The 22,035-nt window shown below is 64.0% G+C and carries 20 protein-coding genes and 1 tRNA gene; 15 read left to right on the top strand and 6 right to left on the bottom strand.

Features of this window, described 5'->3' with window-relative positions; all coding sequences use genetic code 11:
- Positions 1 to 84 precede the first annotated feature (84 nt).
- Both N6H05_RS16145 and alr read left to right on the top strand, forming a co-directional pair.
- Positions 85 to 1,674 carry an MFS transporter gene (locus N6H05_RS16145; RefSeq protein ID WP_284110540.1) on the top strand — a complete coding sequence of 530 codons (1,590 nt, stop codon included), beginning with the start codon at positions 85 to 87 and terminating at the stop codon, positions 1,672 to 1,674.
- Positions 1,675 to 1,701: 27 nt separating this feature from the next.
- Positions 1,702 to 2,745 (top strand): alanine racemase, encoded by a 1,044-nt coding sequence (gene alr, locus N6H05_RS16140; RefSeq protein ID WP_284110538.1) that lies wholly within the window; start codon positions 1,702 to 1,704, stop codon positions 2,743 to 2,745.
- Positions 2,746 to 2,804: 59 nt separating this feature from the next.
- Here the strand turns inward: alr and N6H05_RS16135 are convergent, their stop codons facing one another.
- Complete coding sequence (locus N6H05_RS16135) at positions 2,805 to 3,977, bottom strand: acetyl-CoA C-acetyltransferase (protein WP_284110537.1); 1,173 nt, start codon at positions 3,975 to 3,977, stop codon at positions 2,805 to 2,807.
- Between the two features lie 50 nt (positions 3,978 to 4,027).
- Complete coding sequence (locus N6H05_RS16130) at positions 4,028 to 5,002, bottom strand: alpha/beta fold hydrolase (RefSeq protein ID WP_284110535.1); 975 nt, start codon at positions 5,000 to 5,002, stop codon at positions 4,028 to 4,030.
- 124 nt (positions 5,003 to 5,126) lie between these two features.
- Here N6H05_RS16130 and phaR point away from each other — a divergent pair, with 124 nt between their 5' ends.
- The 3 genes from phaR (at position 5,127) to proS (ending at position 7,672) form a co-directional block, all read left to right on the top strand.
- Positions 5,127 to 5,705: a polyhydroxyalkanoate synthesis repressor PhaR gene (phaR, locus tag N6H05_RS16125; RefSeq protein ID WP_284110534.1), complete on the top strand. Its 579-nt coding sequence runs from the start codon at positions 5,127 to 5,129 to the stop codon at positions 5,703 to 5,705.
- Between the two features lie 6 nt (positions 5,706 to 5,711).
- Positions 5,712 to 6,056, top strand: a complete 345-nt coding sequence (locus tag N6H05_RS16120) for a hypothetical protein (RefSeq protein WP_284110533.1) — start codon at positions 5,712 to 5,714, stop codon at positions 6,054 to 6,056.
- A gap of 89 nt (positions 6,057 to 6,145) precedes the next feature.
- A complete protein-coding gene (gene proS / locus N6H05_RS16115) occupies positions 6,146 to 7,672 on the top strand; it encodes a proline--tRNA ligase (protein ID WP_284110532.1) in 1,527 nt (508 codons plus the stop codon).
- A gap of 126 nt (positions 7,673 to 7,798) precedes the next feature.
- Here proS and N6H05_RS16110 read toward each other — a convergent pair whose 3' ends face one another.
- The 3 genes from N6H05_RS16110 to hslV all read right to left on the bottom strand — a co-directional run bounded on the left by N6H05_RS16110 (position 7,799) and on the right by hslV (position 11,918).
- Positions 7,799 to 9,922: a S9 family peptidase gene (locus N6H05_RS16110; RefSeq protein WP_284110530.1), complete on the bottom strand. Its 2,124-nt coding sequence runs from the start codon at positions 9,920 to 9,922 to the stop codon at positions 7,799 to 7,801.
- 110 nt (positions 9,923 to 10,032) lie between these two features.
- On the bottom strand, positions 10,033 to 11,334 hold the full coding sequence (gene hslU / locus N6H05_RS16105; protein ID WP_010338799.1) for an ATP-dependent protease ATPase subunit HslU: 1,302 nt from the start codon (positions 11,332 to 11,334) through the stop codon (positions 10,033 to 10,035).
- A 17-nt stretch (positions 11,335 to 11,351) separates the two neighbouring features.
- Positions 11,352 to 11,918 carry an ATP-dependent protease subunit HslV gene (gene hslV / locus N6H05_RS16100; protein WP_281391417.1) on the bottom strand — a complete coding sequence of 189 codons (567 nt, stop codon included), beginning with the start codon at positions 11,916 to 11,918 and terminating at the stop codon, positions 11,352 to 11,354.
- Between the two features lie 183 nt (positions 11,919 to 12,101).
- Here hslV and N6H05_RS16095 point away from each other — a divergent pair, with 183 nt between their 5' ends.
- A complete protein-coding gene (locus tag N6H05_RS16095) occupies positions 12,102 to 12,287 on the top strand; it encodes a hypothetical protein (RefSeq protein WP_284110526.1) in 186 nt (61 codons plus the stop codon).
- A 35-nt stretch (positions 12,288 to 12,322) separates the two neighbouring features.
- On the opposite strand, the gene N6H05_RS16090 is transcribed toward N6H05_RS16095, so the two are convergent.
- A complete protein-coding gene (locus tag N6H05_RS16090; RefSeq protein WP_004207212.1) occupies positions 12,323 to 12,451 on the bottom strand; it encodes an entericidin A/B family lipoprotein in 129 nt (42 codons plus the stop codon).
- Positions 12,452 to 12,593: 142 nt separating this feature from the next.
- Here N6H05_RS16090 and N6H05_RS16085 point away from each other — a divergent pair.
- From N6H05_RS16085 to N6H05_RS16045, 9 genes are all read left to right on the top strand, one after another.
- Positions 12,594 to 12,668, top strand: a tRNA-Val gene (locus tag N6H05_RS16085).
- 584 nt (positions 12,669 to 13,252) lie between these two features.
- Positions 13,253 to 15,364, top strand: coding sequence for a TonB-dependent receptor plug domain-containing protein (locus tag N6H05_RS16080; RefSeq protein ID WP_284110524.1), 2,112 nt, complete (start codon positions 13,253 to 13,255; stop codon positions 15,362 to 15,364).
- 169 nt (positions 15,365 to 15,533) lie between these two features.
- Entirely contained in the window at positions 15,534 to 16,523 is a 990-nt protein-coding gene (locus N6H05_RS16075) for an SPFH domain-containing protein (RefSeq protein WP_284110523.1), read from the top strand.
- Positions 16,524 to 16,530: 7 nt separating this feature from the next.
- A complete protein-coding gene (locus N6H05_RS16070; RefSeq protein WP_284110522.1) occupies positions 16,531 to 17,202 on the top strand; it encodes a DUF4178 domain-containing protein in 672 nt (223 codons plus the stop codon).
- Positions 17,192 to 18,535 carry a DUF4178 domain-containing protein gene (locus N6H05_RS16065; protein WP_284110520.1) on the top strand — a complete coding sequence of 448 codons (1,344 nt, stop codon included), beginning with the start codon at positions 17,192 to 17,194 and terminating at the stop codon, positions 18,533 to 18,535. The genes N6H05_RS16070 and N6H05_RS16065 overlap by 11 nt, the downstream gene beginning before the upstream one ends.
- Positions 18,532 to 18,678, top strand: coding sequence for a hypothetical protein (locus tag N6H05_RS16060; protein ID WP_004212539.1), 147 nt, complete (start codon positions 18,532 to 18,534; stop codon positions 18,676 to 18,678). Before N6H05_RS16065 ends, N6H05_RS16060 begins: the two co-directional genes overlap by 4 nt.
- Positions 18,679 to 18,687: 9 nt before the next feature.
- Positions 18,688 to 18,900: a DUF350 domain-containing protein gene (locus N6H05_RS16055; RefSeq protein WP_004212540.1), complete on the top strand. Its 213-nt coding sequence runs from the start codon at positions 18,688 to 18,690 to the stop codon at positions 18,898 to 18,900.
- Positions 18,893 to 20,431: a polyamine aminopropyltransferase gene (locus tag N6H05_RS16050; protein WP_284110517.1), complete on the top strand. Its 1,539-nt coding sequence runs from the start codon at positions 18,893 to 18,895 to the stop codon at positions 20,429 to 20,431. The genes N6H05_RS16055 and N6H05_RS16050 overlap by 8 nt, the downstream gene beginning before the upstream one ends.
- The gene (locus N6H05_RS16045; RefSeq protein ID WP_284110516.1) at positions 20,421 to 22,034 is read left to right on the top strand and encodes an NAD(P)-binding protein; all 1,614 of its coding nucleotides are present in this window, start codon (positions 20,421 to 20,423) and stop codon (positions 22,032 to 22,034) included. Before N6H05_RS16050 ends, N6H05_RS16045 begins: the two co-directional genes overlap by 11 nt.
- The last annotated feature ends 1 nt before the right edge of the window (position 22,035 follow it).

Genomic DNA, 22,035 nt, shown 5'->3' with positions numbered 1-22,035 from the left:
GATATGGTGATTGGAAATTTCCTTTCCCGTTGGCGCATGAAGATGTCAAAATATACGGGAAATATGCGAAGTTAAGGGGGCAGGATGACGCAGGCGGTCGGGGGCGACTATGTGATGGATGCGAAGCGGGACCGGTTGGTCATCACCGCTTCGGCACTGGGCACGGTGTTCGAATGGTATGATTTCTACATCTATGGCGTGCTCGCACCGATCATCGGTCGCACCTTCTTCCCGACCGACAATCCGACCGTGGAGCTTCTCTATTCGCTCGCCGGCTTCGCGATTGGCTTCGGCTTCCGGCCACTCGGTGCGATGCTGTTCGGCTATCTGGGCGATCGGCTGGGCCGCAAATATACGTTCCTGGCCACCATCGTCCTGATGGGGCTGGCGACGGCCGGCGTCGGACTGACCCCGTCGGCGGCCAGCATCGGCGTTGCCGCGCCGGTCATCCTGATCCTGCTCCGCATCGCGCAGGGGCTGGCGCTGGGTGGCGAATATGGCGGCGCGGCCATCTATGTCGCAGAACATGCGCCGGCCGGAAAGCGCGGCTTCTATACCAGCTTCATCCAGGCCGGGGTGATTGGCGGCTTCATCCTGTCGCTGATCGTCGTGGTCGGCACCCAGTGGATCGTCGGCATGGATGTCTGGGACGTCTGGGGCTGGCGCATTCCCTTCATCTTCTCGCTGGCGCTGCTCGCCATTTCGCTGTGGATGCGGCTGATGCTGCGCGAAAGCCCGGTCTTCACGGCGATGAAGAAGGCGGGGCAACAGGCGAAGAACCCCTTGAAGGAAGCCTTTACCGCGCCGGGCAACAGGAAGCGGATGCTGGTGGCGATGATCGGCATCGCGGCGGGCTTCACCGTGATCGCCTATACGGTGATGTTCCAGGCGCTCTATTTCCTGCAGAGCGGCCTGCATGTCGCGCCGGGCATCGCCCAGTTGCTGGTCGGCGGCAGCGCCTTTGCCGGCATGGCGAGCTTCATCTTCTTCGGCTGGTTGTCGGACCGGGTCGGGCGCAAGAAGCCGATCATCATCGGCTATGCACTGGTGCTGCTGCTGGTCATGCCGCTCTACCAGTTTATGGGCGCGACCGCGAACCCGGCGCTGACGCAGGCGGCGGCACGGGCGCCGGTGGTGGTGAGCGGCCCCGATTGCCGGTTCGATCCCTTTGCCAAGATACAGCCGACCGCCTGCGGCAAACTGCTCGACCATTTTTCCAAGCGCGGCATCCCCTATGAGAAGCGCAGCGGCGTCGCCCCCGCGGTCAGCATCGGCGGCGTGGCCGTGGCGGACCTCAGCAGTGACGGGATCGATGCCGCGCTGACGGCGCAGGGCTATGATTTCGGTGTCGTCCGGCCCGACTGGCCGCGTGCGCTGATGCTGTTCGCCGCGTTGCTGTTGCTCTGGACCCTGTCGGGCGCGACCTATGGCCCGGTCGCGGCGCTGCTCTCGGAATATTTCCCGGCGCGCATCCGCTACAGTTCACTCTCCATTCCCTATCATATCGGCACCGGCTATTTCGGCGGTTTCCTGCCGCTGGTCAGCCAATATATCGTCGCGCGGACCGGCGATCCCTATGCCGGGCTGTGGTACACGATCGCGGTGGTGGCGCTGGCGCTGGTCACCTGCCTCGTCGCCTTGCCGGAAACCAGGGGACGCCCCCTCGACGCCTGAGCCCCGGCGCGCTATCGGCTGCGGGCAATGACTGGCTATATCGCTCCGCTCCGCCTGCGCCTCGATGGCGATGCGCTGCTTTCCAACTGGCGCTGGCTGGCGCGGCAGGGCGGCGCCCCGGCCTGTGGCGCGGCGATCAAGGCCGATGGCTATGGCCTGGGCGCGGCCGGCGTCATGCAGCGGCTGAAAAGCGCGGGCTGCCGCGATTTCTTCGTCTCTAACTGGGGCGAGGCGGCAGCGCTCGAAGCGCAGATGGACGGTGTGAACTTTGCCGTCCTGCACGGCGTGCGCGACGAGGATATGGCGCAGGCGCTGGCCTCGCGGGCGCGGCCGGTGCTCTGTACACCGGGGCAGGTGGCGCGCTGGAAGGCTGCGGGTGGCGGCGTCTGCGACCTGATGATCGATACCGGCATGAACCGGCTTGGCCTCGACTGGCGCGCCGACCTCGGCGAACTGGTTTCGGGGCTGGAGATCGTGACGCTGCTCAGCCATCTCGCGTCAGCCGACGAGGACAGCGATCTCAATCCGACACAATTGGCCCGCTTCCGGGATGTCCGGGCCGCAGTGCCCGCGCAGCGCTACAGCCTTGCCAACAGTGCCGGTATCTGCATGGGCAGTGACTATGGTTTCGACCTGGCCCGGCCGGGTATCGCCCTTTATGGCGGCGTGCCGCATCCCGATGCGGTGCCGCATCTCCGCTCGGTCGTGCAGCCACAGGCCCAGATATTGCAGCGTCGCGCGGTGATCGCCGGCGACACGATCGGCTATAACGCTACTCATCGGGCGGAGCGTGATATGGAGATCGCGATCCTCAACATCGGCTATGCCGACGGCTATCTGCGCGGCTTTTCGGGGCGCGGCGCGGCGCTGGTCGATGGCGTGCGCCTGCCGGTGCTGGGCCGGGTGTCCATGGATTTGCTGGCGGTCGATGTCGGCGCACGACCGGATGTCGCGGAGGGCGACTGGCTGACCATCGACTATGATCTGCCGAAGGCGGCGCAGGCGTCGGGCCTGTCGCAATATGAGTTGCTGACGGGCCTTGGCAAACGGTTCGACCGCATCTGGGCCTGACAGGAAAAAGGGCGCCGATCGCGAGACCGGCGCCCTTTTCTAGATATTCGGCTTGGAGCTCAGCGTTCGATGCACATGGCAACGCCCATGCCGCCGCCGATGCACAGGGTGGCAAGCCCCTTCTTCGCATCGCGCTTTGCCATTTCATACAGCAGGGTGGTCAGCACGCGCGCGCCCGATGCACCGATGGGGTGGCCGATGGCGATCGCGCCGCCATTGACGTTCACCTTTTCCGGATCCCAGCCCAGCTCCTGGCCGACCGACAGCGCCTGTGCGGCAAAGGCTTCGTTCGCTTCAATCAGATCGAGGTCGGCGACCGACCAGCCCGCCTTTTCCAGCGCCTTGCGGCTTGCCGGGGCCGGGCCGATGCCCATGATCGACGGATCGACGCCACAGGTCGCGAAACCGGCGATGCGACCCAGGATGGTCGAGCCACGCTTGGCGGCGTCGTCGGCGCTCATCAGCACCAGTGCGGCCGCGCCGTCATTGATGCCGCTGGCATTGCCGGCGGTGACGGTGCCGTCCTTCTTGAAGGCGGGGCGCAGGCCCTGCATCGCTTCGATCGTGGCACCGGCGCGGATATATTCGTCGGCATCGACGATGGTGTCGCCCTTCCGGCCCTTGATCGTCACGGGCAGGATTTCATCGGCGAAGCGGCCCGACGCGCGCGCGGCTTCCGCCTTGTTCTGGCTGGCTACGGCAAAGGCATCCTGCGCGTCGCGGCTGATCTGATATTTCTCCGCCAGATTTTCGGCGGTGATGCCCATATGATAATTGTTGAAGGCGTCGGTCAGGCCGTCATGGATCATCGTGTCGACCAGGCTGACCGGACCCATCTTCGTGCCGCCGCGCAGCATCTGGGCATGGGGAGCCAGCGACATGCTTTCCTGACCGCCGGCCACCATGATGCGGGCGTCACCGGCCTTGATCGCCTGGGCCGCGAGCGCGACCGCGCGCAGACCCGATCCGCACAGCTGATTGAGGCCGATCGCGGTGCGCTCGACCGGGATGCCGGCATTGACGGCGGCCTGGCGGGCCGGGTTCTGGCCCTGGCCGGCGGACAGCACCTGGCCGAGGATCACTTCGTCCACTTCTTCGGGCGCGATCGCCGCCTGCGCGATCGCGGCGAGAATGGCCTGACGGCCCAGTTCATGCGCCGGGGTCGATCCGAACGCCCCCAGGAAGCTGCCCACAGGCGTGCGCTTGGCGGCGGTAATGACGATGTCTGACAAAGCCTTGATCCTCACTAGTGGTAATGTTGTTTTCGCAGGCGCACATAACATCATCCGCCATGCTGCGAAAGCCAAAGGGACAGCGGATGCCACAGGAGTTCGGGCGCCCGCTGGCTCAATATCATGCCGACATGCCCCAGGTGCAATGTCCTGCTTTCCGTAAAGGGCGGCGCTGCCGAAGCGGGCACGATTCGGTCAGTGGCCGACGCGATCGACAGGGCCGGGCAGCGGATCGCGTCAGGGGTGATAACGGTTCCGCCGATGCGCCATTCGTTTCGGCCGCTCGCATTTGCGGCATAGAGTGTTTCGAACAATTGCTGGCCCGCGGCAAAGGTGAGTGGCGCACCTTCATTGGCCCAATCCTCGACCGCGAGAAAGGCATGCTCCTCATCGGAGTCCGGGGTCATGTCAGCGAAGGCGGCATATTTCAAAACGGTACGCTGCGGGTCCAGCGCCCAGAAGCCGGATTGCAATGCTTCCATCGGGACATAGCCCAGGCGATCGCAGACGGCTTTGGCGTCCCGCCACAGAGCGGCGATCCCGTTGAGGTCGGTGGCCGGAAAGCCGGCAAAGTTCCAGGGGGCGGCAATCGTCGCGAGAGCCGCTATCCGATGCAATGCGGCGGCCGCGATCGCCAGCGTGCCGCCCAGGCAATAGCCGACCAGGATCGGCGGGCGCGGCAGTGCAGCGATCATCGGGATCAACCGTTCGGTGATATGCGCGTCGAGGTCGAGGAGGCGGTCGGCGGCGGTCGGCGTGCCCCAATCGACCAGATGAATATCATGGCCTGCTGCAGCCATATGGCGCAACATGGATTGTCTTTCCGATAGGTCCAGAACCTGGGGCGGGTTGATGAGCGAAGGGATGAAGACGATCGGCACCCGATCGCTTTGCTGTGTCAAATCTGATCCATACCGCAGCAATCGAGCATGGCCTGCGGTAGCCGCAACGGGGGCGGGGGGAGGTGGCGGGGGACGCCGGGCCTCCTGATATCGGCGCAGGCCGATGAAGGCGCGGCGACGCAAATCAGGATCGCCCTCCGTTTCGCGCCATAAAATATTGAGAAAAAGGGGTAAAGGACGCGGGCCATGTTGCGGCGCGGCATCGCTCTGTGCTAATGCGACATGAGCAGGTGAGGGAGAGACAGGCATGGCCAAATCGAAGGCTGCTAATGAATCCGAACCGGTGATTATCAAGAAGTACGCTAACAGGCGGCTTTATAACACCGAAACTTCAAGTTACATCACGCTGGACCTTTTGTCGCAGATGACCCGCGAGGGACGCGAGTTCGTTGTGGTCGATGCCAAGTCCGGTGAAGACATCACGCATAATGTCCTGACCCAGATCATCATGGAAGAAGAGCAGCGCGGCAAGAACATGCTGCCGGTCAACTTCCTGCGCCAGCTGATATCGATGTATGGCGATTCCATGCAGTCGATGGTGCCGCAATATCTTGAAGCGTCGATGGATGCCTTCCGTAAGAACCAGCAGCAGTTCCAGGAAGCCATGAAGGGCGCATTTGGTGGCGGTCCGCTGGCCGAGATCGCCAAGCGCAACATGCAGATGTTCGAGGCCGCGGCGAGCGCGTTCGGCAATGGCGTTCCGGGCATGCCGGGCGCCACGCCCAGCCCGACCCCGGCCGCGACCGAAGAAAGCAAGGATGACGAGATCGCCGTGCTGAAGGCGCAGCTGGCTGCGCTCAATGCGAAGATCGACAAGCTGAGCTGATCCAACATGGCCAAGGCGGATAGACTCGAGCGCCTGGATATCCGCCGGGCGGAGCTGGAAGAGGAATATCGCGCGGCGCTGATTGCGGCGCTGCGCGTGACCGCTGGCGGGCGCTGGGGCCTATTCGACCATCAGCAGGATCGCAGCGCCCGCGCGAAGACCGCGCCGGTGCTGGCACAGCTCGACGAGCTGACACAAGAGATCGACGCGATGCGCTACACGCTGGGGCTGGAGCCGTTCGATCTCCATCCTGCCTTCATGGCCGCGCGGGGCAAGCCAGCCGCCGACGCGGTGGGCGAGCCCAAGCAGGCCAGGGCCTGGCTGGAGCGACTGGGCGCCGACGCCGGCTGAACCCCGCCCGGCGTGATGCTTGGGGGTCGACAGGGGTGGCGGGTCTGGCCTATGGCGCCCCATCCACTTTTAGACAGGCGACAGACCCCGTGAAACACGCCCTTAACGTTACCCGCGAACAGGATTTCGCTGCCTGGTATCAGGCCGTCATCACCGAAGCCGACATGGCCGAGGAAAGCGGCGTGCGCGGCTGCATGGTGATCCGTCCCTGGGGCTATGGCATCTGGGAACGCATCCAGACCCTGCTCGATGCGCGGATCAAGCAGACCGGCCACGAAAATTGCTATTTCCCGCTGTTCATTCCGCTCTCCTATTTCGAGAAGGAAGCCGAGCATGTCGACGGCTTCGCCAAGGAAATGGCGGTCGTCACCCATCATCGCCTGATCCAGAAGGACGGCAAGATGGTGCCCGATCCTGAAGCGAAGCTGGAAGAGCCGCTGGTCGTGCGCCCGACGTCGGAAACCGTGATCGGTGCCGCCTTCAGCCGCTGGGTCCAGAGCTGGCGCGATCTGCCGGTGCTGATCAACCAGTGGGCGAACGTCGTCCGCTGGGAAATGCGCACCCGCATGTTCCTGCGCACCAGCGAATTTCTGTGGCAGGAAGGTCATACCGCGCACGCCACCGTCGATGAGGCGATGGAAGAGACGATGAAGATGCTCGAAGTCTATCGGAGCTTCGCCGAGGAATGTGTCGGCCTGCCGGTGGTGGCGGGCGAGAAGCCGGAGAATGAGCGTTTCCCCGGCGCCGTCGCGACCTATTCGATCGAGGCGATGATGCAGGACGGCAAAGCGCTGCAGGCCGGCACCTCGCACTTCCTGGGCACGACCTTCAGCCAGGCGCAGAATATCAAGTTCCAGAATGCCGAAGGGCAGCAGGAACTCGCGCAGACCACCAGCTGGGGCATGTCGACCCGGATGATCGGCGGCCTGATCATGGTCCATGGCGACGATGACGGCCTGCGCGTGCCGCCGCGTGTCGCGCCCTATCAGATTGTGGTCGTGCCGATGTTGCGCGATACCCAGGAAGACGCCGCAATCGTCGATTATTGCACCGACCTGGTGAACCAGCTCAATGGCCTGGACGTGTTCCGCGAGCCGGTCCGCGCGCTGCTCGACAAGCGCCCGTCCAAGGCCGCGACCAAGCGCTGGGGCTGGGTCAAGAAGGGCGCGCCGATCGTGATCGAAGTGGGCGGCCGCGACGTTGCCGGTGGCAATGTTTCGGTCATCCGCCGCGACCGCCTCTATCGGGAAGATGGCAAGCTCGACAGCCAGATCGTCGCCAAGGGCGATTTCGTCGCCGGCGCAACCGCGATGCTGGAGGATATCCAGGCGTCGCTGTTCGCCGATGCCAAGGCGCGGCTTGATGGCAATATCGACAAGTCGATCACCGATCTCGACGCGCTCAAGGCCTATTTCAACGCCAGCAAGAAGCCCGGTTGGGCGCTGGTCCAATGGGCCAAGCCGACCGGCGCGGAACTGGAGAAGGTGGTGCAGTGGCTGAAGGGCGAGAAGCTCACCCTGCGCAACGTGCCGACCGACGCGGAAGCGGCGGATGGCAATTGCATTTTCACTGGCGGCGCGGCCGTGGAGCGCGTGTTGGTGGGCCGCAGCTACTGAACATTATTTCCCCTCCCTTTTAGGGAGGGGATTAAGGGGTGGGTAGCGAGCGAAGCGAGCCTTCTACTGCCGCTACGCGGCAGACCCACCCCCGACCCCTCCCTGGAAGGGAGGGGTGGAGAGTGGTTACTTCACCCCCAGTCGCTCCAGCGCGAAGGCGCTATATTCGGCCTGATCGCGATAGCGGCGGAAGCGGCCTGACTTGCCGCCATGGCCGGCCTCCATATTGATGCGGAAGACGAGCGGGTTGCTGTCGGTCTTGGTCGCGCGCAGCTTGGCCACCCATTTGGTCGGCTCATAATATTGGACCTGGCTGTCCCACAGGCCGGTGCCGACGAACAGGCTGGGATAGGCCTTCGCCTCGACATGATCATAGGGCGAATAGGCCAGCATCACATCATACCATTGTTTCTGCTCGGGATTGCCCCATTCGTCATATTCGCCGGTGGTGAGCGGAATGGTCGGGTCGAGCATGGTGGTCACGACGTCGACAAACGGAACCTGTGCGATGATGAGTTTGTAATCCTGCGGCGCCATGTTCGCGACCGCGCCCATCAGCAGGCCGCCAGCGCTGCCGCCCATCGCGGCAACCCGGCCCTTTTTCGCATAACCCTGATCCACCAGCGCGCGGGTCACGTCGATGAAGTCGGTGAAACTGTTCATCTTGTTCTTGAGATGACCGTCATCATACCATTTGCGGCCCATTTCCTGGCCGCCGCGAATATGGGCGATGGCATATACGACGCCGCGATCGAGCAGGCTGGGCAGCAGCGGCGTGAAGGCCGGGTCGGTCGAATAGCCATAGCTGCCATAGGCATATTGGTAGAGCGGGGCGCCGCTGTCCTTCTTGAAGGTCTTGGCGTAGATGAGCGAGACCGGCACCTTCGTGCCATCGCGCGCGGTCGCCCAGACGCGCTCGGTCACATATTTGGTGGGGTCATAGCCCTTCACTTCCTGGACCTTCAGCACCTTCCGCTCGCCCGTCTCGACATTCACCTCATAGGTGGTTTCGGGCGTGCGCAGGCTGTCATAGGTGTAGCGGACCCAGGGCGTGCCGCTTTCGGCGTTTACGTCGAGCGCCATGGCATAGGCTGGTTCATCGGCATTGACGAAGCTGCTCTTGCCGGCCTTGGTCAGCAGGCGCAGGCGCTTATTCCCTTCGGAGCGTTCCTCGATGGCGAGGAAACTGTCGAAGGGCTGGAAATTCTCGATGAAGACGCTGGCGCTGGTCGGCACGATGTCCGTCCAGGCCGCGCGGCCCTTGGCGGCATCGGCGTCCGATATGGTCATCAGCCGGTAATTGGGCGCCTGCCAGTTGGTGCGGATGGTCCATTGCCCGCCGACATTGTCGCTGCTGTAGAGAAAGTCCCGTTCGCGTGGGGCGAGCGGCGTGAAACTGGCCGGATTGGCGGACGGCGCGCAGCGTTCCTCATTGCTGACCGTCGATTGCAGCACGATACAGATATATTTGTCCGACGTCGTCTTCTTCAGGCCCATGTAGAAGGTATCGTCCTTCTCCTCATAGACCAACCGATCAGCGCTGACGGGCGTGCCCAGCACATGCGCCTTCACCCGCTTGCCGAGCAGGGTGGTGGGATCCTTCTCGACATAGAAGATCGTCTTGCTGTCGTCGGCCCAGGCGAAATCGGGTTCGGCATTGGGGATTTCGTCAGCCAGCAGTTTGCCGTCGGCAATCGTCTTGACGCGGATTACATATTGGCGGCGGCCGACCAGATCCTCGGCATAGGCGAGCAACCTGTCGTCGGGACTGACTTCGCGGCCGCTGATCGCAAAATAGCCCTTGCCCGCGCCCATCCTGGGCTGGTCGAGCAATATCTGCTCGGGCGCATCCATACTGCCCTTGCGCCGGGCGACGATCGGATAGTCGCCGCCGGTCTCGAAGCGACTGTAGTACCAGTAGCCCTTCTTGCGATAGGGGACGCTGCTGTCGTCCTGCTTTATGCGGCCAGTGATCTCCGTGTAGAGCTTGTCCTGCAACGGCTTGGTCGGCGCGAGCAGCGCGTCGGCATAGGCATTTTCGGCCGCCAGATAGGCGAGCATCTCGGGGTTCTTACGGCTGTCGTCGCGCAGCCAATAATAGGGATCCTGCCGCGTCGCGCCGAAGGGCGCCTTCACCTCATGCGGCTTCCTGGCCGCGACGGGTGGTTTGGGGGCGGTCTGCGCCTCGGCGGTGGTGGACAGTGCGGCAATGCTGAGGCTCACCAAGAGCCAGGCCGAAGTGCGGATCATATTCCCTCCCTGCGAATCGCATGGCGGAGGCTGACATGATGGCGGGCAGGGGGGAAGATTGCGGGCCGGCCAAAAGCAATGGCCGGCCCGAATTTAAGCTATGCGCTCAGTTACAGCACATATTTGCTGAGGTCGGTGTCATGGGCGACGGCCGACAATTGCTTGTCGACATAGGCCTGATCGATCACCAGCGTTTCGCCGCGGCGGTCCTCCGCCTCGAAGCTCACATCCTCCAACAGCTTTTCCATGACCGTCTGCAGGCGACGGGCACCGATATTCTCGACCTCGCTGTTCACCTCGGCGGCGATCTTGGCGACGGCGCGGATGCCTTCGGGCGTCAGGTCGATCGTCACTTCCTCGGTCGCCAGCAGCGCGCGATATTGCGCAACAAGGCTGGCCTTGGTGTCGGACAGGATCGCGACGAAATCCTCTTCCGTCAGCGCCTTCAGCTCCACACGGATCGGCAGGCGGCCCTGAAGCTCGGGCAGCAGGTCGCTGGGCTTGGCCACATGGAAGGCGCCCGAAGCGATGAAGAGGATATGGTCGGTCTTGAGCGGGCCATATTTGGTCGAGACGGTCGTGCCCTCGATCAGCGGCAGCAGGTCGCGCTGAACGCCTTCACGGCTGACCGAGCCGCCGCGCACGTCGCTGACGGCGATCTTGTCGATCTCGTCGAGGAAGACGATGCCATTCTGCTCGGCGCTGGTGATGGCGACGCGGGCGACATCATCCTGATCGAGGCGCTTGTCCTGCTCTTCCTCGACCAGCTTGTCCCAGGCGTCGGCGACGCGCATCTTGCGGCGCTTCTTCTGCTGCTGACCAAAGGCCTTGGACATCATGTCGCTGAGGTTGATCATGCCGACCTGGCCGCCCATGCCGGGAATTTCCATCGGCATCGACGGGGTGTCGGCGACTTCCACCTCGACCTCGACCTCGTTCATCTGGTTGCCCTCGATCTTCTGGCGGAAGGAGAGGCGGGTGGCCTCGCTCGCATCCTTGCCAGTCAGCGCGTCGAGCAGGCGGGCCATGGCGGCTTCCGACGCGGCTTCCCGCACGGCTTCGCGGCGACGGTCCTTTTCCAGGCGCACCGCTTCCTCGACCAGGTCGCGGACGATCTGCTCGACATCGCGGCCGACATAGCCGACCTCGGTAAACTTGGTGGCCTCGACCTTGACGAAGGGTGCGTCGGCCAGCTTCGCCAAGCGGCGGCTGATCTCGGTCTTGCCGCAGCCCGTCGGCCCGATCATCAGGATATTCTTGGGCGTCACCTCGTCGCGCAGGTCGGCGGGCAGGTGCTGGCGGCGCCAGCGGTTGCGCAGCGCGACGGCGACGGCGCGCTTGGCATCATGCTGGCCGATGATATGCGCGTCGAGCGCGGCGACGATGGCTTTGGGGGTCAAATTGTCGTTCATGGTCTTTTCTTGAAATCTCAGGCTGCGCTGTCGAGCGTTTCGATGGTGAGCTGGTCATTGGTGTAGACGCAGATGTCCGCCGCCACGGCCATCGCCTTGCGGGCGAGGGTTTCGGCATCCTCCTCATATTCCACCAGCGCGCGGGCGGCGGCGAGGGCGAAATTGCCGCCCGAACCAATCGCGGCGACACCGCCAAGAGGCTCCAGCACGTCGCCATTGCCGGTCAGGATCAGGGTCACGTCCTTGTCCGCGACGATCATCATCGCTTCCAGGTTGCGCAGATATTTGTCGGTGCGCCAGTCCTTGGCGAGCTCGACGGCGGCGCGCATCAACTGGCCATTATGGCGCTCCAGCTTGGCTTCGAGCCGCTCGAACAAGGTGAAGGCGTCGGCGGTCGCGCCGGCGAAACCGCCGATCACGCTGCCGTCATGCAGGCGGCGCACCTTGCGCGCATTGGGCTTCATCACGGTCTGGCCCATGGAAACCTGGCCATCGCCGGCGACGACGACCTTTCCATTCTTGCGGACCGACATGATGGTGGTGCCATGCCAGACCGGCATGGACGAGCGGTTATGGTCATTCATGACCGCGCATATGGGAGCGGCAATCAAGCGCTGCAAGCGTCTATGCAGAAACACGGGCATGCCGTCGAAACGTGCGATTTGCGGGACGATTTCTGACTATCGGTTAAGGAACCAATGCCGATCAATTGACATTGTGCATTGCAACAATCATTGTCGATTGTCCCAAATGGAGGGAAGTTGCCCATGACACTCAAGGCCAGAGCACAAGAAAAGGTCGAGCGCGCGGGTATTTCCAATTATTCGTTCGATCAGGATGTGCTGGTGATGTGCGGCGTACGCTATGCGATCGAAGCATGCGAATGCGGCGAACCGGATTGCGATGGCGTCCGTTTGCGCAAGGCATTGGCCTTTCCGCGCATCCTGCAATGACGCAGGGCGGCAGGACGCCGCCCCACGCCCGTCTGTCAGTGGATGACTTCCTTGCCGGCGGTGCCGACCGATTCGATGTCACGGCCGACGCCCTGCACCGTATTGCAGGCGGCGAGCGCGGACAGGAGCATGGAGGCAAGGACGAGAGCGACGGTCTGACGCATGGATGATGCACTTTCTGATCTATGTTTGTCGAGCCTGTATAATGCGACCGAACGCGCTGGACAGCGATAATTTCCCAAAAGCTGTAAGGCAGCGCTTGACAGGTCAGACATCGGATGCGAAAGGCCGCCTCCTCCTTATAGGGGGCGCGTAGCTCAGCGGTAGAGCACACCCTTCACACGGGTGGGGTCACAGGTTCAATCCCTGTCGCGCCCACCATTAACTCTTGTCTTTCAAAGAGTTAATGGCCAGCCGAAAATCGGTCTTGGAGTTTTCAGCAGAACAAGACGCAAACGTACGGCATGTCGCGCAGATCGTTTGTGCAATCCCAGTATAGCGATCTCGCGAACATTCGCCGTTTCGCGAATCGCGCCACCCGCCGCTTGGAAGCGGCCCGGCCGGCAGGCGCTTTGTCATGCCGAGATTGATGCCCGCATCTTGGCCGTCCTCGTCGAATTCCTTACAGGCCATCGCTATCGGGGATGTCTGGAGTCGATGGAGCGCAGAGCTGCGACCAGGGCAGGTGAACGGATCGTCCGATGGTCGGCACCATGCCTAATGGTGCAAGGGTGCTGCGGAGCCTGAGCCTAACGGGGGGGGGCTCCTGCAAGTGGTGCTTCAACTACATTTGTCGTCGTCGCAATGTTGTTCGTCGATCAACGGGTGCGATGGGCCGAAAATGTGGCCAGCAGCGGGAGCGTCGTACCCGGCCTGGCTCCAGACAGGAGCGGCTGTTCGGTTCGCACAGGCACATCAGGGGGAGCGTGCGGCTGTCGGCATAAGGCAGCGGCGCGAAGAGGGGAATGCAGATCAAAATTCATGCAACGGCCGTCGCCATTGGGGCGGCGCTGGCTTCATCAGCAGTGCGCGCGCAGGATGTGACCGCGCCCGGCGACGAAACGCAGCCGACCATCGTCGAAAATCCGGCCGCCAACCGACCGGCTGAACGCGCCGTCTATACGCCGGCCGATTTTCAGCGCTTTGCGCCGCGCAATGCCTGGGACATGTTGTTGCGGGTACCGGGCTTTGCGATCAAGGAGAGCCAGGAACGGCGCGGCCTGGGCCAGGCGACCAGCAATGTGCTGTTCAACGGCGCGCGCCCATCCAACAAGTCGGACGATCTGGAAACCCAGCTCACCCGTATTCCGGCCGCCAATGTCGAGCGCATCGAGATTGTCGATGGTGCCAGCCTGGATATACCGGGGCTGAGCGGCCAGGTGGCCAATCTGACCTACAAGGCCGGCCGCACGTCGGGCCAGTTCGAGTGGCGGCCGGTGATGCGGGCGCATTTTGCCGATGAACTTTATACGCGGGGCAATGTCTCGGTCAGCGGCAGCACGGGGGCGCTGCAATATGAGGTGGCGCTCAACAATGACGAGGCGCGGCGCAGCGCCGCCGGTGGCCAGACGGTGATCCGCGGGCGCAACGGCGATGCGATCGAGCAGCGCGACGATGTGTGGACGTCGAACCATGATGCGCCGAAGTTTTCGGGGCAGTTCACCTGGGACGGGCCGGGCAGTTCGGTCGCCCATTTCGGCGCGAGCTATCAGCAGATCTGGCATCATTACCGGGAACGCAGCGAACGGACCGGTTCGCCGGTCTATCTCGACCGTCTGCGCTGGATCAGTGAGGATAATGACAGCTGGAATTATCAGTTCAGCGGCGATTTCGAATTTGCCGCCGGACCCGGCCGCCTCAAGCTGATCGGCCTCGAACGGCGCAGCCATGAACCCTATTCCTCGGAAGTGATCGACACGCCGCTGGATGGCCGCGCCGCGAGCGGCGATCGCTACGCGCAGGTCGGCACGTTGGACGAGACGATCGCGCGCGGCGAATATAGCTGGAAGATGCTGGGCGGCGACTGGCAACTGGCGGCGGAGGCGGCCTATAATTCGCTCGACAATATCGCCTCGCTCGGCACGTTCGATCCGATCGAGGGCGGCTTCACGTCGCAGCCCTTCCCCGAGGCGAGCGGCGGAGTGAAGGAAGATCGTTATGAAGCCATATTGAGCTTCGGTCGCCCGCTGGCCAAGTCGCTGTCGGTGCAGGTCGCGCTGGGCGCCGAACATTCCCGGATCGCCCAGACCGGCCCGGCCGGGATCACCCGCGTGTTCGACCGACCCAAGGGGTCGATCTCCCTGGCATGGAAGCCGACCAAAAGCTTTGATCTGTCGGCCAAGTTGGAACGGCGCGTGCTGCAGCTCGATTTCTATGATTTTCTGGCACGCGCCTTCCTCGACGACAATAACCAGAATGCCAGCAATGCCGACCTGCGGCCGCAGCAGGATTGGTCATGGACCGCAGAGATGAACAAGCGGCTGGGCCGATGGGGATCGACCAAACTGGAGTTCATCTATCGCGATGTGCAGGACCGGGTCGACATCATCCCGGTCGGCGCGACCGGCGAAGCGGTGGGTAATATCGACAAGGCATGGGCCTGGGCGATCGTGTCGACCAATACGCTCAACCTCGATCCGATCGGCTGGAAGGGGGCGCGGCTCGACACCACGATCGTCTACCAGACGTCGGGGCTGAAAGATCCCTTCACCGGGCAGACGCGCAACTGGAGCGAGTTCGTCGATTGGGAATTTGAAGGCGATTTCCGCTATGACGTGCCGGCGACCAGTTGGGCGACGGGCGTGTCCGCATCCTATATGCATCAGCAGGCGGGCTATCGCCGTAATCAGGTCGACCGTATCTGGGAGGGACCGGTCTTCGCCTCGGCCTTTATCGAGAACAAGAATGTGATGGGGCTTACCATGCGCTTCACGGTCGGCAATGTGCTGAACGCCCGTTCGCGCCGGGAACGCACCATCTATGAAGGCGTGCGGGGGGCGTCGCCGATCCTGTCGACGGAAAGCCGCGACCGCCTGATCGGGCCGACCTTCACCTATATGGTCAAGGGGACGTTCTGAGACGAGCGGATGAACCCGACGATCAAGTCGGCATTGCGTGACCCATATGGGCCGGTCCGGGCCGATCTCATGGGGGGATGATTAATTGCTGGCCGGCGATGGGATTCTGCAATTCCTCTTGTCCCGTTACACCAGACATCTACACTGTCGGCTGGTGCAGGGGATTGTCATGGGAATATTGGATTTTCTGTCGAAGCAATTCGTGGATGTCATCGACTGGGTGGAGGAACCGGGCCAGCTTGGCTGGCGGGTGCCGCTGGCCGATCGGGAAATCCAGAATGGCGCGCAACTGACGGTGCGAGAGGGGCAGATCGCTGCCTTCTTCAACGAAGGCCGCATCGCCGACATGTTCGGCCCCGGCCTCTACACGCTCGACACGTCGACCCTGCCGCTGCTGACGGCGATCATGAACTGGGACAAAGGGTTCAAGTCGCCCTTCAAGTCCGATGTCCATTTCTTCTCTGAAAAGGAGCAGATCGGCCTCAAATGGGGGACGGCGCAGCCGGTGACGCTGCGCGACCCCGAACTGGGGCCGCTGCGCGTCCGGGCCTTCGGCCGCTACAGCTTCCGTATCAAGGAAATCGCGCCCTTCGCCTCGCGGATCATGGGGACGCTGGGCGAAGTGAAGGTAGCGGATGTCGAGCCGCAGCTCCGTGCGGCGATCCAGACTGCGCTGGCAACCGGCGTGGCGGGCGGCGGCACCGCCTTCCTCGACCTTGCCGCCAGCCAGAGTGCCCTGTCCGATGCGCTCAAGGCCGCGGTCGCGCCCGCCTTCGCGCAATGGGGCCTGTCGGTCGAAAGCTTCTTCGTCGAAAGCCTGTCCCTTCCCGAAGAGGTGCAGAAGCATCTCGACAAGGCCAGTTCGATGCGGGTGCTGGGCGATCTCGACCGCTATGCCAGGTTCCAGGCGGCCGAGGCGATCGAGACTGCCGCGGCGCAGTCCGGCGGTGTCGCCGGCGTCGGCGCGGGCGCAACGGCCGGCCTTGCCATTGGCCAGGCCATGGCCGGGGCGCTGGGCGGCGCGGCCAGCGCCCCGGCGGCACCTTCCGAAGATCCCTTCGCCCTGATCGAAAGGCTGCACAAGTTGCTGGAAATGGGCTCGCTCACCCAGGCCGAGTTCGACAGCAAGAAGGCGGAACTGCTGGGCCGCATCCGCTAAGCCGTCGATGCAATCCCTTGCCTGTCCCACTTGCGGCGCGGAGGTTGTCTTCCGCTCGCCGGCTCTGCCCGTCCGGGTGTGCGACTATTGTCGCGCGCTGGTGGTTCGCTACAGCCAGAGCGCCCAAGCGATGGGGGAGGCGGCGGTCCTGCCGTTCGACATCAGCCCCGTCCAGATCGGCACCGAAGGGCAGTGCTTCGACCAGTCCTTTTCTATCATCGGCCGGGTCCGCTGGGCCTGGGACGATGGCGCCTGGAACGAATGGCTGATGCTGCTGGCCGATGGCAGCCATGCTTGGCTGGGCGAGGCGATGGGCCAGTTCATGGCGCTGCGCGAGGTGGAACTGGCAGGATCGCTGGCGCAGATGATCCGCCGCCTGATGAACGACGCGCCGGTCATGCCGGGCGAGAGCGGCAATATTGCCGGGCACAGCTATGAGATCACCGATATCCGCACCGTGCGCTGCATTGGTTGCGAGGGCGAACTGCCCTTCACCGCGCCGGCCGGCTGGGAAGCGTTGAGCGTCGATTTCCGCAACCGCGACGGGCGCTGCGCGTCCTTCCAGAAGGATCGGCACGGCCCGTCCCTCTATGTCGGCCATCATGTGACGCTGGCGTCGCTGCAACCGCGCAACCTGCGGTCCCTGCCGGGCTGGAGCTTGCACCCGCATGTCGCCTGACGACAGCAGCGTCCGCACCCTGTCCTGCCCGGCCTGCGGCGGGACGATCGCCATGCGCGCGGCCGGCTATACGGTGACGCTCGCCTGCGAATATTGCGGCACGCTGATCGATGCGACCAATCCCGATGCGCGGATCATCACCCGCTATCATGAGGTGCAGGCATCGCTCGCCATTCCGCTCGGCACGCGCGGTACGCTGCGCGGAGTGGAGTGGGAAGCGATCGGCTGGCTGCAACGGACCGATGGCTGGGCGGCCTGGGACGAATATCTGCTGTTCAACCCATATGCCGGCTATCGCTGGCTGATCGCGCAGAACGGTCATTGGAGCCTTGGCACCATGCTGACCGCTACGCCGCAGCGCGACGGTGGCGACCTGATCGTCGGCCGCCGCCGCTTCAGCCCCTTCTACAGCGGCAGCACCGCGCGGGTGACGCGGGTGGCGGGCGAATTCTACTGGCGGGTCAAGGTGGGCGAGGAAGTGCGCGCCACCGATTATGTCCGCCCCGGCTTCATGCTGAGCCAGGAACAGGATGATCGGGAGAAGAGCTGGACGATCAGCGAATTGCTGACCGGACAAGAAATCGGTGCCGCTTTCGATGTCGCGCCGCCGCCGGCCTGGCTGCCCGGGATGACGCCGCTCGCGCATCAGCCATCGCCCTATGCCCGGCGGATCAAGGGCTGGTGGCCGATCGCCGCCTTGTCCTTCGTGGCGCTGCTAGTGCTAGCGACCCTGTTCGGCTGGACCGCGCAGCCCCAGGGCTTCAGTCTGTCGGCGATCCCCGATGGCCCGACCGTGTCGCAGACCTTCGGCCCGATCCAGTTGCCGCTCGGACGACAGGCGATGACGGTGGAAGTGGAAACGCCCGGTGTCGAGCAGGGCTGGGTCGACGTCGATGTCGCCTTCGTCGATCGCAAGACCCAGGACAGCTATGATGCCTATGCCCTCAACGAACATTATTCGGGACGGGATTCCGACGGCTATTGGTCGGAAGGGGCGCGGGCGCAGACGCTGAAGGTCGCCAGTCTCCCTGCTGGCACCTATGATCTGGTGGTAGACGTACAGGCACATCATTGGGGCAGTTCGGGAAGCTTTGCCTATGATACGGCCAGCGGCACCTACAAGGCCGAAGGTCTACCTCCGGTCGAGATCGTCCTGACCGTGGCGCGTGGTGCGCGCTTCGCCTCCAACTTCTGGCTGGCGGTGCTGATGATCCTGGTCCCGCCGCTGCTGATGCTGGTGCTGCACATCATGTTCGAAAATGCACGGCTGGCACAGAAGGACGGGTCACCGGCAGATGCTGACGACTGGCTGCAGGGGATGCAATCGCCATGAGCCGCAGCAGCTTTCTTTACGCCCTCTGGTGCCTTGGCGTGCTTGGCCTCTATCTTGCCGCCGCATCGCAGGGTTATTCCCCCTTCGCCGATGGCGGCCGCACGGCCGGCGCCTATCGCGCTTATGGTCCCACGCATAAATAGGAGACGTCGATGCTCATCTCGCTGCCGACATTGCTCAATTCGCTCGTCTATGCCGGGGTCGGCATCCTCGTCTTCGTCGTCGGCTTCGTCATTCTCGACCTGCTGACGCCGGGCAAGCTGTGGGAGGAGATACGCGACAAGCAGAATCTCGCCGTCGCCCAGTTTGCGGGCGCTATCGCCATTGCGCTCGGGATCATCGTTGCCGCCGCCATTCATGGCTGACACGCCTTCTGCCCCGACGGAGCGCAGGCGCACCGCGCTGGTCGGGCTGCTGCTGGCCAGCGTGTTCGCGGTCGCGACCTGCGGCCTCATCTACGAACTGCTTGCCGGGACGATCGCCAGCTATCTGCTGGGCGACAGCGTCACGCAATTTTCGACTGTCATCGGCACCTATTTGTTCGCCATGGGTGTGGGCAGCTGGTGCTCGCGCTATGTGAAGCGCGACGAATTGCGGCTGTTCATCCGGGTGGAGATACTGGTCGCCTTGCTGGGTGGCTGGTCGGCCGCCGGCCTGTTCCTGCTCTTCCCGCTGGTGGAGCAGTTCCGGCCGATCCTCTACGGCCTCGTCTTCGTCATCGGCTTCCTCGTCGGCCTCGAAATCCCGCTGCTGATGCGTATCCTGCGCGACCGTTTCGACTTCAGCGAAACGGTGTCGAACGTCCTGACCTTCGACTATGTCGGGGCGCTGGCGGCGTCGCTGCTCTTCCCGCTGCTGCTGGTGCCGCATCTGGGGCTGATCCGCACCGGCCTGATGTTCGGCCTGCTCAATGTCGGCGTCGCGCTGCTCCTGCTGCTGCTGGTCCCCGCGCGGGCCAGCCTGATGCGGGAACGCATCCTGGCGTTGCTGGTGATGGCCAGCCTGATCGCCGGCTTCCTGCTTGCCGATCGCATCCAGCGCTGGTCGGAAATTGCGGCCTATGGCGAACGCGTCATCTATGCGACTTCCAGTCCCTATCAGCGGCTGGTGCTGACCCGGCATGACGACGACATCCGCCTCTATCTCAACGGCAATCTGCAATTCTCCTCGCGCGACGAATATCGCTATCATGAGGCGCTGGTGCATCCGGCGATGGGGCGGGTCGCGCGGCCAGCGCATGTGCTGATCCTGGGCGGCGGCGATGGGCTCGCCGCGCGCGAGGTGTTCCGCCATCCCCAGGTGCGCAGCGTGACGCTGGTCGATCTCGATCCGGCCATGACCCGTCTGTTCAGCCAGACCGGCCTTCTGCGCTCACTCAACGGCAGCGCGCTCACCGACAAGCGCATGCACGTCGTCAATGCCGATGCCTTCCGCTGGGTGCGGGAGAACAAGGCGCGCTTCGACGTCATCATCGTCGACTTTCCCGATCCGGTCGATTTCTCGGTCGGCAAACTCTATACTGAGACTTTCTACCGCATGCTGCAGCCGCATCTCGCGCCCGGCGGCATGGCGGTGATCCAGAGCACCTCGCCGCTGGTCGCCCCCGCCGCTTTCTGGACCGTGGCGCAGACGCTGGAAGCGGCCGGTTTCCACACACGCGCCTATCATGTCTATGTGCCCAGTTTCGGCGAATGGGGCTTCATCCTGGCCGGGCTGGCCGATCCGGGCGCGGCGACGCGGCTGCTGCCGGGCAATCGCTTCCTGTCGGACGCCATCGCACGCCAGGCCCAATTCTTCCCGCCCGACATGGCGCGCCGTCCGGTGCCGGTGAACCGGCTCGACAATCAGGCGCTGGTGCGCAGCTTCGCCGAGGAATGGGCGCGCTATGAAGGCTGATCCCATAGTCCAGAACAGGCGGGCCGTGTTGAAGGGAGGCATGGCGGCGGCGACTGCTTTGGCTCTGCCCGGTTGCGAAACACCTACGGCTGGCAGCAGTGGCGGCGCCGACATGGCGCTTGGCCACCGGCTGCGCGACGGCGCCTTTCCCGAACCGGAGCGGGAGGCGCATGTGCCGATCCTGATCGCGGGCGGCGGCGTCGCCGGCCTGACCGCCGGCTGGCGGCTGCGCGAGGCGGGCTATGATGATTTCCGCCTGATCGAACTGGAACAACAGCCCGGCGGCAATGCGCGCGGCGGCCGCAACGCCGTGTCAGCCTATCCGCTGGGCGCCCATTATCTCCCCATTCCCAACCAGGAAGCGCGCGGCCTGCGCCATATGCTGCGGCAGCTGGGCATGATCGTCGGCGATCGGGACGGCAGACCGGTCTATGATCCGCTGCAGCTCTGCGCCGACTTGCAGGAACGCTTGCTCTGGCAGGGCAAATGGCAGGAGGGGCTGGTGCCGAAAACCGGCCTGTCGGTGAGAGACAGGGCCGATCTTGCCGCCTTCGACCGGGCCATGGCCGATTTCTCTCGCCGTCGGGATGCGCAGGGGCGGCCCGCCTTTGCAATCCCCATCGCCTATAGCGCGCAGGATGCAGACCTGGTCGCGCTCGACCGGATCAGCTTCGCGCGGTGGCTCGATCGGCAGGGCTGGACCTCGTCGGTGCTGCGCGCCCATGTCCGCTACGCCTGTCGCGATGACTATGGCACCGAACCGGCGGAGGTGTCCGCCTGGGCCGGCATCCACTATTTCGCCAGTCGGCGCGGCTTCACCGCCGATGGCGCGGGTGACAATGAACTGACCTGGCCCGAAGGCAATGGCCGCCTCACCCGCTTGATGGCCGATCGGCTGGGCGACCGCGTCCTGACCGGCCAGATCGCCTTTCGCGCGCGCCCTGACGATGCCGGCGGTGCAACGGTCGATGTTTTCGATGCCGCGCGGGGGACCAGCATCCGCTACCGCGCTGATGCCGTCATCCTCGCCATGCCGCACTTCATCGCCAGCCGCCTGCTGGGCGAGAAGGCTGACGTCGCCCACAGCTATGCGCCCTGGCTTATCGCCAATGTCACCGTCGATCGCGCGCCGGCGGGGAAGGGCAGTGGGCTCGCCTGGGACAATGTTTCCGCCAGCAGCGCCTCGCTCGGCTATGTCGTCGCCACGCATCAGAACGCATCGCGCGAAGGGCCGACGGTGCTGACCTGGTATATGGCCCTGTCCGACATGCCGCCAGCCAAGGCTCGCCGCCTGTTGGTCGAGCGTTCCGATGCCGACTGGCGGCGGCTGGTCCGCAACGACCTTTTGGCCATGAACCCCGATCTCGACGGCGCAATCGGCTCGATCGACTTGTGGAAATGGGGCCATGCCATGATCCGGCCGACGCCCGGCTTCCTCTGGCAGGTTGCGCCGGGGCAGCGCGCCGGGATTCGCGCGCCCTTCTTCCGCGCCCATTCCGACCTCAGCGGTCTGTCGCTGTTCGAGGAAGCCCATTATCAGGGCATGGCCGCGGCCGAGGCGGCGCTGTCCGCGATCGGCCATGCTCATGAGACTTTGCTGTGAA

This window comes from Sphingobium sp. WTD-1 (assembly GCF_030128825.1).
GTDB lineage: Bacteria > Pseudomonadota > Alphaproteobacteria > Sphingomonadales > Sphingomonadaceae > Sphingobium.
This window is presented reverse-complemented; position numbering and strand designations above follow the sequence as displayed.